Origin of the sequence: Haloarcula amylolytica JCM 13557 (genome assembly GCF_000336615.1) — an archaeon.
GTDB lineage: Archaea > Halobacteriota > Halobacteria > Halobacteriales > Haloarculaceae > Haloarcula > Haloarcula amylolytica.
In genome coordinates this window covers 67,528-80,631 of sequence record NZ_AOLW01000050.1, presented here as the reverse complement: position 1 = coordinate 80,631, position 13,104 = coordinate 67,528, and the positions used below count along the sequence as shown (strand labels likewise).

General features: G+C 56.4%; 15 protein-coding genes and 1 tRNA gene. 7 read left to right on the top strand and 9 right to left on the bottom strand.

Annotated features, from left to right (window positions below; translation table 11 throughout):
* Positions 1-8: 8 nt before the first annotated feature.
* From C442_RS21880 to C442_RS21620, 5 genes are all read right to left on the bottom strand, one after another.
* Complete coding sequence (locus tag C442_RS21880; RefSeq protein WP_161606637.1) at positions 9-170, bottom strand: hypothetical protein; 162 nt, start codon at positions 168-170, stop codon at positions 9-11.
* On the bottom strand, positions 170-2,023 hold the full coding sequence (locus C442_RS22310) for a hypothetical protein (RefSeq protein ID WP_008313108.1): 1,854 nt from the start codon (positions 2,021-2,023) through the stop codon (positions 170-172). Before C442_RS22310 ends, C442_RS21880 begins: the two co-directional genes overlap by 1 nt.
* 39 nt (positions 2,024-2,062) lie before the next feature.
* The gene (locus C442_RS18500; RefSeq protein WP_008313106.1) at positions 2,063-2,461 is read right to left on the bottom strand and encodes a hypothetical protein; all 399 of its coding nucleotides are present in this window, start codon (positions 2,459-2,461) and stop codon (positions 2,063-2,065) included.
* Complete coding sequence (locus C442_RS18495) at positions 2,458-2,829, bottom strand: hypothetical protein (protein WP_008313104.1); 372 nt, start codon at positions 2,827-2,829, stop codon at positions 2,458-2,460. The genes C442_RS18500 and C442_RS18495 overlap by 4 nt, the downstream gene beginning before the upstream one ends.
* Positions 2,830-3,306: 477 nt before the next feature.
* The gene (locus C442_RS21620; protein ID WP_152418491.1) at positions 3,307-4,128 is read right to left on the bottom strand and encodes a hypothetical protein; all 822 of its coding nucleotides are present in this window, start codon (positions 4,126-4,128) and stop codon (positions 3,307-3,309) included.
* A gap of 250 nt (positions 4,129-4,378) precedes the next feature.
* On the opposite strand from C442_RS21620, the gene C442_RS21615 reads away from it, so the two are divergent.
* On the top strand, positions 4,379-5,158 hold the full coding sequence (locus tag C442_RS21615; protein WP_152418490.1) for a hypothetical protein: 780 nt from the start codon (positions 4,379-4,381) through the stop codon (positions 5,156-5,158).
* Here C442_RS21615 and C442_RS18485 read toward each other — a convergent pair.
* The gene (locus tag C442_RS18485; protein WP_239642334.1) at positions 5,105-6,922 is read right to left on the bottom strand and encodes a hypothetical protein; all 1,818 of its coding nucleotides are present in this window, start codon (positions 6,920-6,922) and stop codon (positions 5,105-5,107) included. The genes C442_RS21615 and C442_RS18485 overlap by 54 nt on opposite strands.
* Before the next feature lie 152 nt (positions 6,923-7,074).
* On the opposite strand from C442_RS18485, the gene C442_RS21610 reads away from it, so the two are divergent.
* A complete protein-coding gene (locus C442_RS21610; RefSeq protein ID WP_152418489.1) occupies positions 7,075-7,314 on the top strand; it encodes a hypothetical protein in 240 nt (79 codons plus the stop codon).
* Here the strand turns inward: C442_RS21610 and C442_RS21875 are convergent.
* Both C442_RS21875 and C442_RS18480 read right to left on the bottom strand, forming a co-directional pair.
* Positions 7,305-7,448, bottom strand: coding sequence for a hypothetical protein (locus tag C442_RS21875; protein ID WP_161606636.1), 144 nt, complete (start codon positions 7,446-7,448; stop codon positions 7,305-7,307). The genes C442_RS21610 and C442_RS21875 overlap by 10 nt on opposite strands.
* A 194-nt stretch (positions 7,449-7,642) precedes the next feature.
* Positions 7,643-7,714 (bottom strand) — tRNA-Ala (locus tag C442_RS18480).
* Between the two features lie 210 nt (positions 7,715-7,924).
* On the opposite strand from C442_RS18480, the gene C442_RS18475 reads away from it, so the two are divergent.
* Genes C442_RS18475 through C442_RS18455 form a run of 5 tightly spaced genes read left to right on the top strand, consistent with a single transcriptional unit; the run spans position 7,925 to position 11,253 of the window.
* The gene (locus C442_RS18475; protein ID WP_008313100.1) at positions 7,925-8,530 is read left to right on the top strand and encodes a DUF7287 family protein; all 606 of its coding nucleotides are present in this window, start codon (positions 7,925-7,927) and stop codon (positions 8,528-8,530) included.
* Between the two features lies 1 nt (position 8,531).
* Positions 8,532-9,119 carry a DUF7288 family protein gene (locus tag C442_RS18470; RefSeq protein WP_008313098.1) on the top strand — a complete coding sequence of 196 codons (588 nt, stop codon included), beginning with the start codon at positions 8,532-8,534 and terminating at the stop codon, positions 9,117-9,119.
* Entirely contained in the window at positions 9,107-10,084 is a 978-nt protein-coding gene (locus tag C442_RS18465) for a DUF7261 family protein (protein WP_049943097.1), read from the top strand. Before C442_RS18470 ends, C442_RS18465 begins: the two co-directional genes overlap by 13 nt.
* Positions 10,074-10,517 (top strand): DUF7266 family protein, encoded by a 444-nt coding sequence (locus tag C442_RS18460; protein WP_008313095.1) that lies wholly within the window; start codon positions 10,074-10,076, stop codon positions 10,515-10,517. The genes C442_RS18465 and C442_RS18460 overlap by 11 nt, the downstream gene beginning before the upstream one ends.
* Positions 10,510-11,253, top strand: a complete 744-nt coding sequence (locus C442_RS18455; protein ID WP_008313093.1) for a DUF7289 family protein — start codon at positions 10,510-10,512, stop codon at positions 11,251-11,253. The genes C442_RS18460 and C442_RS18455 overlap by 8 nt, the downstream gene beginning before the upstream one ends.
* An 8-nt stretch (positions 11,254-11,261) precedes the next feature.
* Here the strand turns inward: C442_RS18455 and C442_RS18450 are convergent, their stop codons facing one another.
* Complete coding sequence (locus tag C442_RS18450) at positions 11,262-12,998, bottom strand: polymer-forming cytoskeletal protein (RefSeq protein WP_049943109.1); 1,737 nt, start codon at positions 12,996-12,998, stop codon at positions 11,262-11,264.
* Positions 12,999-13,104 lie beyond the last annotated feature (106 nt).

Here is a 13,104-nt window from a genome sequence, read left to right as displayed (position 1 = left end):
CGAGTTGGTCACCAGAACCAATCAAGCGGGGGTTCCGGGAGCCAGGACGACATCAGATCAATGGCTGGCCCGATCACGTCGACGGCCCCCGAGAGTTGCAGCGCGACGAGTCCGACCAGAATGAGCCACACGTCACGGGGGACGAGCTTGAGAGCCAGCCAGTAGACCATCAGTTGTTACCTCCCGTTCGCCGCTGGCTCACGGCGTAGAGTGTACCAACGCCGACCAGTACCAGCACAAGTGACGATGACGAACCTCCGAGCAGACCACCGCCAGCAGAGCCACGAAGATTCTGCTCACGCGCCTCGATCTCCGCTCGGCGCTTCGCCAAGTCATCGTACTGCTGTTTCAGTTCGGTGACGTTGGTTGTCTTGTAGGTGGTTTTCTGGATGGTGACGTTCTCAGTGGTTTCACCTCTTGTTGTGGTGATTCTGTCAATGGTGAACGTCCCGTCCAGTTCGACGATTTGGTCACTGGTGACGACGTACTGCGTGCCGCCGATGTTTGCCGTATCGTAGGTTGTCCTGTTTTCGAACTGCCCGCTGCCAGGGTTCTCCTGAGAGAACAGGACGCCCTCGTACTGCGTTCCGTCTCCAGTGGTGACGTTGAAGCTCCCGATCTGGTCGAAGTTCTCCGGAGAGTTCGCCCCCAACAGGGTGAGCTGGGCCGCAGTCCAGCCCTGGAAGTCGTCGCCTGCGGATTGCTGGGACGCCAACACGTAGGGGTCCACGAGGTCGCTATTATTGATTTCACCACTCTGATAGGCGTTATAGGTGTTTTCCGCCAGCGTGTCCATTTCGTTTTGTACCTGCGTATTCTGTGATTCTATTTCGGCCCATTTGGTGCTGTAGTCCTCGAAATTGATGATTTCGAGGTTGTTGTAATTACTGTTCGGAGCCGTAATTCTGAGTCCTTGCCCATACTTTGACCCATCTGCGGCTTTTGTGTGGTTAACCCGCCCAGTGGCCGGACCAACGTGAGTAGTGGCAGGAGTGACACCATCGTAGAACTCCCGGTGTTCCACGTATATGGTCCTATACTCGGTGGTTTCGCCATTTACGAGCGATATTGTCTCTGTCTGAGAACCAGACGGGTCATAGATAATATAGGCTTCTCGACCGCCTCCGCCGACGCCCTTCACTCCGAGATCGGGGGCAGTGCTTGAGTCAGGACGTGGCGGTGCAGTTAGACCGCTCTCACTTTCCATAACGTCCGCAAGATATTCTGCGTTTGTGGCCTGCTGAGTCCACTCAGACGCCAAATTTTCCTGTTTCGTGGCGTAGTAGTCTGCCACGGCAGACTTAGCTTCGGTTTTGGCCGCTGCCTTGCTACTCCCGTTGTTGAGTGCCTTGATATAGGCGTTCTTGCCGATGATGCGAGCCTGAGTCTTTGTATCTGACAGGTAGTTGTCCAGCGTATTGTGGTAGTTGTCTGCCTGCTGTTTGCTGTTCTGAGCGGACTGGTACGCATCGATATGCGTTTGCTGTGCATCCGTACCGGTCGTGTTGACGCCTGTACTGCCCGGCTGTGCCGTGCAGTCCAGATACGTGACACCCGAGGTCATGCTACCGAGTCTATCGGACGTGTCGCACGTCAAATCAGAGTCGCCGCCGGTCGTCCCGACGACCGTCCGCACGAGGTTAATACCGCCGAGAAGCCCGCTCTTAGAGTCGAACGTCGGTTCGCCGCCGGAGTAGCCCGACACCGTGACGTTCACCGATTCATACGCACCATCGTTGAAGAACAGCAATTGATCTTCTTTGAGGTTCGCCGTGTTGTACGTTTCGCGCGCTAACACGGTCGTTCCGGTGGACGGTCCACCCTGCGTGGTGTACTCGACGGTGAACTCCGTGCCGCCGTCGAGGGCGCTGGTATCAACAATCAGCGTCGTTGGGGAGCCGGTGTACTCGTAGGTGACTGGCCCGCTGTCCGTAGCCGTCTGTGCCAGCGCGGGACCGACACCAGTAACGACTGTCGACAGGACGAGCAGGCCAGCCAGCAAGATCGAGCGTGCGTGACTCATCGGGGTTCACCTCCGAAAGAATAGCGTCGTGTCATCGGTTTACTGAACAGCGACTCCCCAGGAGACGACCGTGGCGACGAACGCCAGCTGCATCCCGAGCGGGTCACCCAGGGAAGTGAGGAAGTCGTTCACCGCTGGCAGGTACTCGTTGCCGAGGATGACAGCGGGACCCAGTGCGATGGCGATCTTCTCCCAGTCCTCGTAGTACTCGAACTGCTTTGTCTCGGAGCTGGCAAACGCCGCAGCGAAGGCCCCGAGCGAGATCAGTAACGAGTGCTGTGTCGTCAGCGTGTACGACAGCCACGGGAGTTCGACCGTGGTGATGCCGCCGAACTGGTAGAGGCTGGCCGCGACGAACGCCACCGACAGCATGGCGGGCAGACTACGGATGTTCATGTAGTCGCTCACCATGTCGCTCGCTCGATTCTGGTAGCTCATTCAGGCCCTCCAGCAGGGAGTTCCCGGACCTTCCAGATGTCGTACTCCTGTTCCTCGCCGTCCTCGTTCGTGAACGTACTCGTCTGTTCGGTGTGCTTGATGCCGACTACGTCGCCCTCGCCGAGGTCGTTGTCGTCGAGCGCGTTGTCGATCTGGCTGTTCGACCACATAGCGACCACGTCGCCGATGCCACGGGCCAGCTCGATGACGGTCGTGTCGTACTTGCCGCAGTTGGGAGTGAGTTCCCGAATTTCACCGACGACCGATTCGCCGGGTTCGAGGTCAATCCACTCCGAATCGTAGTCGTCAGAAGTGCTGTTGTCGACCGGTTCGAGATCGTCGAAGGATGGCGTTTCCTGAGTTGCCATACACAGAACGATTCGGAGGATATGGACTTAACTAGGGGTCGGAGGCTCGGTGAAAGTGAAGAGAAGGGTTTGAGGCATCGATAAAATACTATAAGTACGATAGCACCAACTCAGATTCCTCTCATCTTGTTCAAAATTTGGAGCCGACTGTATTAGATTAGATCATCAATTCTGTCATGGCAAGGGTGAGAAACAATTCAGCCAACAGTTAGTTGAGAAGTCTGAAGAGAGAAACTAGCTGATAGGTAATCGATCTATCCAAATATCTGAGTTATAGTATTTGAACAGAATCGTCTAACTCAGAATAGAAAAGCTGAGTACCTATGGATCAGGCGGTTAACTGCCCTTCGAGACTTTTTGACCATCGAAGATGATTCGTGAAACCCGCTCACGTCGTTCTTCATCATCTTCGTTTTGTTGTGGGGGCATACTTACTACATGTTTGCGGCTGGTAGGGTAAATAGGTTGGGTAAGAAATTAGCCGATATCACGCTCCAGCTGTCTACCCACTTCCTTGATCTGGGATAAATATCCAGAGGCCAGTGTAATTGCGAACAAAGCAAGCATGGCTATTATATTCAGAAAGAGTGGGACATCGTCTATAAGAGCAGAGTATGTTCCGAGAGCAAGATAAGTTAATGCATATATTAAAAAGAGCAACATTGATGTCGAATAGAATGCATTCAAAGTTTGAGTTGAATTATTATCGTTTATCCACTTGGCATAACTTTTAATCAGTACTCTGTCAAGTTCTTCCTTATTCAGATCTTCCTCAAGTGTAGTTATTATATTCTGCTTCCCGATTCCTGGTTTAAAATTAGATGCGGTGTATGTGAGTCCTGCAGAGACCGTTGATAGTATCAGTAGGAGTATACCATTTCCTAAATAAATATTTATAAAAGCATCTAAATTAAGAGAATTAGTTCTCGTTGAAAATGTTAACGCAGATATGAAGAGTCCGACCAGTAAAACATTCACTCTCAAAACACGGATTGCTTTAGTGTCTATATCATTCAGCGTCTCTATCTGCGCATCAATGGTCTCTCTTGCTTCACTAATGCCTGTCTGAAGAGCAGACTCCCCTGTCGGATCATATCGAATACTCGCTAGTTCTTGCGATAGGTCAGAGTCGTTTCCAAAAGAAAGAGAGAAGAAAATTAGTAAAATCCCAATAAAACCTGAAAGGAGAGCAGAGACAGCTACGCCCTCATTGAATGGGAGAGTGGATGAGATAACAGGTGCTACAAAAAAGAGAGTGAATAATCCGAAAAAGAAGGATTCACCCTGTGGGGATTCCATTTTGATACAGAAACTCACTGTGGGATATTATACTTAGGGTATCAGTTATTGAGAGAATCGTACTGACGAAAATACCAGATAAATAAGATATGGTAACACCTATCTTACTGTGACTCTGTATGCGCGATTGTATCCAAGAATTAGTATAAGCAAACAGCTTGCTGGATTGTATTCACACTACATCTCATTTTTATTGTAATCATTCAACCGGCCGATATGAATATAAGATACGATTTCATTATCTAAACAAATGGGTGAATTAACAATTGGTAAATTGAAAGACTATTTCCAAGTTAATCTGTTGAGGGATGGCTTTGCAGCAGTATTTGGACCAATTACTATCGTTTTGCTTGTGTTTTCTGCTGAACAACTTTTTGAATATTTCCATCCATATGTGTCACCAAATGAGATTGACGGGATCGTCTACCTGTGGCTGCACACTATTTCGCTCTTTTTCATTCTTGGTTTCGGAGGTGTAGTATTATTGCGATCTTTATCAGTCATTCGTAAGTCTGTGAGAATCTTGTGGAACATGAGTACTCCGCCATTTTCTACATCAGCGGACAAATCAACATCAAAAATAAGCCCTTCTATTGTTGAAAAAGCTAAAATAATAAGTATTGCTGGACTTTCTATTGGTGCATATTTAGCATTCCTTCTCCAGATCATCGGGTTTGTTCCATATAGACAGGGGATGATCCTGACAGGGCCACTTGGAAGGTCAGCACCAAATGTGACGGTTCCAAGGGCTATTTCTGAGATGCCTATCATAAATGATCTCGTTATTCTTGGTGATTTCATCGCTAGTCCACATACTCTTGGCTATGTAATGATCTCTATATCTGTGGCACCGATTGTTGTCGGATTCTGGAACCTCACGTACTTATTTTTCAATTATCGTAAGATCGAGGATCAAAATCCGAACGCAATCAAACAGGACAGAATCTTATTTAGATGGATGCCTTATGTTGGATTGCTAGAATTCGTCATTATTACGTGGATGTTCGGAGCCTTCTGGTTCCTTCACTGAATCCTCAATTTCTCCGAGGCTACCAAACCCAGACTCCAACACATTAGTCGGAAGATCCCAGTAAGAATAAGCACCAATGTAGTCAACAATACATCGGAAAGAATTATCAGAGGGCAGTGTTGAACAAACCTGCGGTTGTTCCACATCGGAAATCGCCCGCTCTATGGCAGCGTCGAGATCGTCAATGTCGTCCCAATGCCGACGCGCGAGACTGTCACGTATCTCGCTCTCGCTCGCGGCTTGGACTGAGTCGACCGAACACCACCGAACTGACTCACGAACGTTGGGATCTTGCAGGTGGTCATTTGGGTCAATACCCTCCGTAATCGGTTTTGAGCAAGACCAGAAGCGCCGGTTTGTCGCCCAGTACAGTGCAAGCTTCCAAGTAGCCGCCTTATCAGAGTACGTCTCTCGGTCATCGTCGGCCTGCTCGAAAGATTCTGTGGCGTCAAGCAACGAGCCGAACGTCGCGCTCAGGTACTTGCCAAGATACGCGCCAGCAGTTGATTCTTTCTCGTGGCCGTCGTCGCCGAATTCTATCAGCTCGTGCGACCGGGTACGCTCGCGTACCCAGTCTTCGCCGTGATCGTGGTCGCCGAAGCGATACCAGTCGACGAAGCCTTCGTCGCTCTGGAACTCCGGCTCCAGGTCGTCGAGGTCGTCACGGTAGGTCAGCGGATACACGTCGACAATCTCGCCCTGGTCGTAGTCGGCCCACTTCGCAGCTACTTCTGGTTTGTCGCAGAGCCACGGCATACCGTCCTCGTCACGGGTTGGTACGTCGAAGAACAGGACGTGCAGGTGCGGATAGCCTTTCTCCGTAAACTCCAGGGCCTTGATGTAGTCCGGTCGGTCACGCGGTCGCCCGGTCACTTCGCTATCGAGATCATGCCGCCAGCCTGGGATGGCCGAACGTCGGGTATTGTCTTTCGTCGATGGGTCGGAATCGAAGTAGGACAGGAGCCGATTGAAATTCTCGTTGATAGAGTCGATTCCGTCGAGTAGCGAGTCTTGGCGCTTCGGGTCGGTCGTCAGTGTCACCAAAACAGCGTTTTCAGCGTTCTCGTACCCGTATTCGAGTGCATCGTTGAACCGTGCGAACTGTTTGGAAACACGGCCCTGGTCGTTGAAGCGGGTCTTGTAGTCCTTCGTCATCCGCTTGGTTGACTCACCGCCACGCCGGTCGACGAAGTGGACATCGAACAGGAGTTTGTAGTCTTTGATACGATTGAGGTAGGATGTAAAACCGTCCTTCAGTAGCTCCCGGAGGTCATCGTCGACAGAATCGACCTTAGCGAGGTAGTTCCGCAGAAACTCTCTGTCGTACTTGATCCCCTCTTCGTTGGCTGTTTGAGTAATGCCTTCTGTAATCAAGTCAAGAAGGCGGAGGGTCGGGGTCACCATCAGGACCCCTGAAGACTCGGATTTCCGTACGTAGGGGGTTTCAGGGGCTACAAGGTCGTCTATGAAGCGGTATGCAAACTGGTAGTCGGGGTCGGAGCCTTCGACGCGCTCGCAAGCTTCGGGTGAGATACCTTTGACGGCGTACGAAACAACGTGTGACAGCGGTGTACCCTCCGGATGCGCCGCAATAAACTTCGCTACGCGTACGCGATCTTCGTCGCGTTCTGTGAGAGTTCCATCAAGCAATTGGCCGTGACCGAGAAGGTCGCGCTCTTCGAGAAGGTCTGCTAAGACGGGAGTGTTACATCTATCCGCGAGGTCGAGACCGCCCAGGTGTCCCGGCGGCTCGACGACGCTCATTTGGGACCATCAGAACGGGCGTCCGTTCGTCGGCTGCCCAGTGTGTCGTTGTTGGGATTCCCCTCACCCTCCGGGTTCGGGGGGAACGCTCGGGCTTCCGGGTCGCCCCGCGAGGGGGCGCTTCCAGTTGGTCGAACTGGTGCGGACGGCGATTGGCGCTCGCCGACCGTTCCGGGATGCTCACTCCGTTGCGCTTCCGGGCGTACCAGCTCTCCCGTTCCCTCACTGGTGGTGAGTTTGTCACCAGTTTCAGGGGCGTTGTCGAGTTCGAGAAGAATACAGGACTTGCAGCGATGGCGCTGCGCTGGGAGACTATCGGCGTGATTTATGCACTCTTCGTGGCAGTGGCTACAGAAGTATTGAGTATAGGACGACCAGTCCGTCACTGCTGACCACCGTCCTCGACGCGCTCGATAGATCGACGAACATCGTCGTCGGTTGCCTCCAGGAGGCGAGACGCACGGACGAACTCATCACGAGCGAACGGCCAGTCGGCGGGCTGGGCGAGATCGCGTTTAGGCGACACGCCGACCACCTCCAAGAATTGTCAGAGAACCGTACTCCCTCGGAATAATCGCGTGACTGCGAGGGGTGCATCCGGATCCCCGGTGAACTCTCTTTCTCCGGGGAGGCTTCTCGAACCCCAATTGTGCCGAAAACAGAGAGAAACGGCGCTCTCGCCGTATTATTAATTCCCTGTTTACCGCGGTAAAATACGGATGGACTCGCCGGGATTTGAACCCGGGGCCTCTCCCATGCCAAGGGAGTGATCTACCCCTGATCTACGAGCCCTTGCGTGCATTGTCTGCTTCCCGATGGGATTGCTTAAACCCATCGAAGCACCGGGACATAGAGAACCGGCCCCATGGTCTTGGTTAGACCAGTATTGCGTCGGCCTCGCAGAGTGCGTAGAAGTCTGGTAATTGGTGTTACAGTACGGCCATAATGGCTATAACGACTGAGGCCATCCCTACAGTAATCTCAGTTTAGTGAATCAGGCTCATGAACCGTAGGAGAAACGAGACGCAGTCTAACGACCGGCGTGTCGGCCGGTCACTCTGGATCGAAGAGCACCGGCGCGGGCAGACGACGCTGGACTTCGCGATCGGTATGAGCCTGTTTCTGAGCGTCCTGATATTCATCTTCCTGTTCATTCCGGGGCTGTTGTCACCGTTTTCTGCGGGGGTTCAGGAGGAGACAGTCACGACCGACAGAGTCGCCGATGGGCTCACAATGGGGATGCTCGGTTCGCCACAGCAGCCGTACGTCCTGAACGAACACTGTACGCGCGAGTTCTTCGCTGGGAACGCACCACCGTCAGGATGCGGCTACGAGTCCGGCGGGAGTGCGGAGGAACGGGTCGGACTCGACCCGGCTCGGGAAAACGTGAACGTCACAATCCGGGGGAACGCGACGGGGACACCAGCCGCCGACGAAATTCTGTGCTGGGATGGAGCGAATCAGGCACTCGTCGAAGCTGGGGCCGGCTGTGGGACGGTACTCACGACTGGTGGGAACCCGCCGACAAACAACGACGCGTCGGTCACTGCGTTGCGAGTGGTCTCGTTGAACGGGCAGGATGTCACAGTACGCGTGGTGATGTGGTAGCATGCGCGCGCAGGCACACACGCTCGAAGCGATCGTCAGCGGTATGGTGTTGCTGGCAAGTCTGGTGTTCGCGCTACAGATGACAGCGGTGACGCCGCTGTCGGCGAGCACGTCGAGTCAACACATCGAGAACCAGCAGCAGGCGATCGGCCACGGGGTCCTCGCCTCGGCGGCGGCAGAGGACGCACTGAAACCGGCTGTGCTCTACTGGGACAACAGCACGGCGCAGTTCCACAACACGGCCGGTGGTCGGGAATACTACACGAACGGGCCGCCGGACAATCGGTTTGGGGAGTTGCTAGAACGCGCGTTCGACCAGCGGGGAATCGCGTACAACGTCTATCTCAGGTTCCAGAACACGCAGGAGCGAACCGTCACGACCCGCTACGTCTACAGCGGCGAACCGAGCGACAACGCGGTGCGTGCGAGCCACACAATCACGCTCATGGACGACGACCATCTGCGTGATGCGGACGGGACGCGCAACAGCACGCGGATCGGGGATCCAGCGACCGATTATACGGTTTCGGACACCGGAAAGAACGTCTACAACACCGTCAGCGTGGAGGTGGTCGCGTGGCGCATCTAGACGACGAACGCGGACAGATAATCCTTATCGCCGCATTGGCCCTGGCGGTGACGTTCATCGGGCTTGCGCTGGTCGTCAACTCCGCGATCTACACGCAGAACCTCGCGAGTCGGGGCGAGGTTGCAGGGAGCAACGACGCGCTGGAGATGCGGGCGATGGTGGAGACGAACGTCGGGCAGGGTGTCACCGCGGCGAACAGGTACAACCACTCGACCCAAACAACACTCGAAACCAGTGTGCGTGAGAGCATCCGGACCGTCAGCACACAGACGGAACGCCAGCGAGTCACGAGCGGGACGCTGGTGAACGTCACGCTCGCCGGCTCGCCGACCTACGGCACGCGGATCGCCCAGACCAACACGTCACTGTTTGAATCCGGCGAGGCGACACCGAGCGCCGATTGGATGGTCAGAGAGCGGGTCACGCGCCCGGGTGACGGAACGAACGCGACCAGACGGTTCGTCATCAACGCGACACAGCTCCCCAGTTCGGGAAGCGAGTTCGTCGTCGTAGCGAACGGTACCGGCGGCAACCCGAAATGGACGATGCGGGTCTGGGGTGATGTCGGACCCAGCGGGACGGTCAACGTGGAAGTCGACACACCGAGTGGCACACAGACGTGTGCTGTCCCTATCGAGGAGCCGTACGCCCACATCGACGTGACTGGCGGAACAGTGCAGGGTGAACCGTGTCTCGCGCTCCAGGGCGGGAGCTTCGACGGGCGGTTCGCCCACGGCGTCGGCGACGAGTACAACATCACCTACGAGTCAGGCGACCAGATCAGGGGGAACTACTCGATGGTTGTCCGCGATAGCAAGCGGGCCTACACGCTCGATACAGCGCCAGCGTCGCCGTTCAGCACGACCGCAATCTACGATGTGACCGTCCGCTACCGCTACGACACGTCGAACCTCCGGTACGAAGCAAAGATACGGGTGGCCCCGGGTGAGCCGGATGCGTCGTAACCGTGCCGTCTCGACGACGCTGAGCTACACGCTGAGCCTGGCCATCGCCTCGATTCTGGTGTCCGGGCTCCTCATTGCCGGCGGCAACTTCGTCGAGAATCGGCAGGAGCAGGTCATCAGGGACGAACTCGAAGTCGTCGGACAGCAGGTCGCCGCCGACATCGCCCGTATCGACCGGCTGGTGGTCGCTGCCGACGACGACCCGACTGCGCGGCTGAATCACACGTTCCCGGCGCGGGTGAGTGGAACCGGCTACCGGGTTTCGATTGACGCCGGCGCCGATGAACTCGCGCTCGAATCGACGTCGCCGGACGTGTCGGTGACTGTGTTGCTCAAAACCCGGACAGACCTAGGGGACTCCAGTGCTGGCGGCGGTGTTATAACCGTGTTCTACGACGAATCGAACGATCAACTGGAGGTGCGAGATGGCTGACCGCGCCGTAAGTGAGGTGCTGAGCTTCGCCCTGGTGTTCAGCCTCATCGTGGCATCGATAATACTCGTCTCAGTGAGCGGGCTGGGGGCGTTACAGAACGCTCGGGACGCGGAGCAGATGGAGAACGCCGAACGGGCGTTCGACGTGCTCTCCGACAACATCGCGGACCTCCACAAACAGGGCGCGCCGAGCCGTGCGACGGAGGTCAGCCTCGGTGAAGCCACGCTCAGGACGGGCGAAAACACGACGATATCGGTACAGGTCCACGACGGGACTGCCCCCAAAGACGTCGGGACCTGGGAGATACGACCGATCATCTACGCCGGCAGCCAGGAGCGAGAGCTCGTCTACGAGGCAGGGGCAGTGTATCGGACGAACCGGGACGGTGGGGTGCAAAAACGGACGCCACCGATACTCGTCTCAGACGACCGCGTGCTCATCACCGTGGTCGGCACGACCGCCAGTGGCCAGCAGAGCCTGGGCGGGTCGACGGTGCTCGTCCGGACGAACCACCGGAGCAGCAACGTCTCGTTCGCCGATACCGGTGGGAACATCGAACACGTCAACGTCAGTGTCGACTCGACTCCACAGCGCGAGGCACTCTGGCAGTCGTACTTCGAGCAGGAAGGGTTCGCCTGTGGGGCCGACGGCTGGTGTAACTTCACGTCGTCTTCCGGCGGCATCCAGCGGACGTACGTCGTCTACCACGACATTGCGGTCGACATCGACCAGTAGCCGGTCGACTACCCGCTGGTCACGTTGATCCGGTTCTTCGAGACGTGGAGGTACGTCAGCCGGATGATGTTCGTGTTCTTCGGGACGGCCCGCTCGTTTCTGAGCGCCCGGTCGTAGTGGACCAGTCCGCCGTTATCCACCGTGACTGACCCGGCGACGAGGCCGCCGTACAGCTCCGCCTTCTTGAGTGAGACGCTGCTGGCACCGACGCCGCCGGCGGGTGCGTAAATCACGCCCTCGAACTGCGGAGTATCGGTGTCCCCCTCGATGACGGTGTCGAAGTCCGACTGACCGTACACCCAGAACTGCTTGGAGTTATTGGCGTTGTCGATGTTGACGTCCCCGGTGCGATAGATGTGGAAGTGGTGACCGCTGGCGGACGTTGCCTCGCCTTTGACGTAGAGGCGGACTTTCCCGCCACCGTTGACTTTTATCTGCCCGTTGTTCTCGATGTAGACGTAGTCCCGGACGGCGATGGTCACGTCGTCACCACCAGTGTTAATCGTCAGCGTCTCGCCGCTTAGCGTCAGGTCTTCCAGGTAGTAGGTGCCTGCGCCCAGCGTCTGGTCGCCGCTGTCGAGCTGGTTCCCCGAAATGCTGCTGGTCGCGCCGTTGTCATTGGTATCGCTTGCGTTGGCGACTCGCCGGTTCACCAGGCCGTCGATAGCGCCGGCTCCCTCGACGCCCGAGATCTGTCTGACATCGCCGTTGACAGTGCCCTTGATATGCTTGGTAGTCGAGTATTCCACGTCACGGGTGACGACGCCGCTTCCCTTGACCTCGACTCCGTCACCGGACCGAACGGAGCCGTCCACCTCGCTGTTCCCTTTCACGTACACGTCACCGGCTGTGGTGATCGTTCCGAACGACCCCTGTGAGGTCGAGTAGTCGCCGACAGACGAGTTGTAGCTGTCCGTTCGAGCGGGGTCGGTACCGCTACCGGAGAGCGTAATCTGTCCGCCGGCGGACGTTGCCGCGACGGCGCTCGTCACTTCTCGCGGCCCCGTCGGCACGACCAGTGTCGTGGTCACGCTGTCGTTTTCGTGGTCGTAGTACGCGTCGCCGTCGGTCCGCTCTTCGAAGTAGCGCCCCCATGACCGGTAGTACTCGCTCTGGACGGTGATGTTGACCGTCCCGGTATCCAGCGGATTGCTGTTCCCAGCTGCCTGGTCGGGATACACCTGCGTCGTGCCGTCCTTCGAGATACTCGCCCGCGAGCCGAGCGAGCGGTCACCGCGGACGGTGATGAGTGGGAGCGTCAGCGTCGCGTCCCGGTAGTAGAACTCCGGCGGTGAAACCATGACACTGCCGCTGTCGGAGCGCCGCCACACCCCGCCGCCCTGATAGGCGACTTCCTGGTTCCCGTTTTCATAGACAACCGCGCCGAGGCGCTCGTCCATCAGCGTGACCGTGGTCGGGGGCGAAGCAGAGTGGTTGGTGATATTGACGGTCATCCGACCGGCAGTGTCGTCGATTCGGTACGTGGATCTGTCCGTCCCGACGAGAGACACCCGCTGGCTGTCGGCGTTCCCAAGCGCCACCAGGGCCGCCTGGGAGTCCAGTTGGGTCATCCCCGTCTCCGCCCGGGAGACGTCGAGCCCGGCCTCAGTATCGACCAGCGCCGTCGCTCCCAGGCTGACAACGACGCCGGAACCGACGATGACGAGACTGAGAACCAGTATCAGCCCGAGCGGGGCTGATTGTGCCCGTTGGTGACCCCGACCCTGACCCCAGGGGAATCGCATTATCCGACAGTAGTTATCACAGCTGATAAGGCTGCTGGCCACCTCGTCGATAGTCGCCACCAGCGACTGTCTATGGCAGCCACAACGAAAACCGACCGACGCCAAG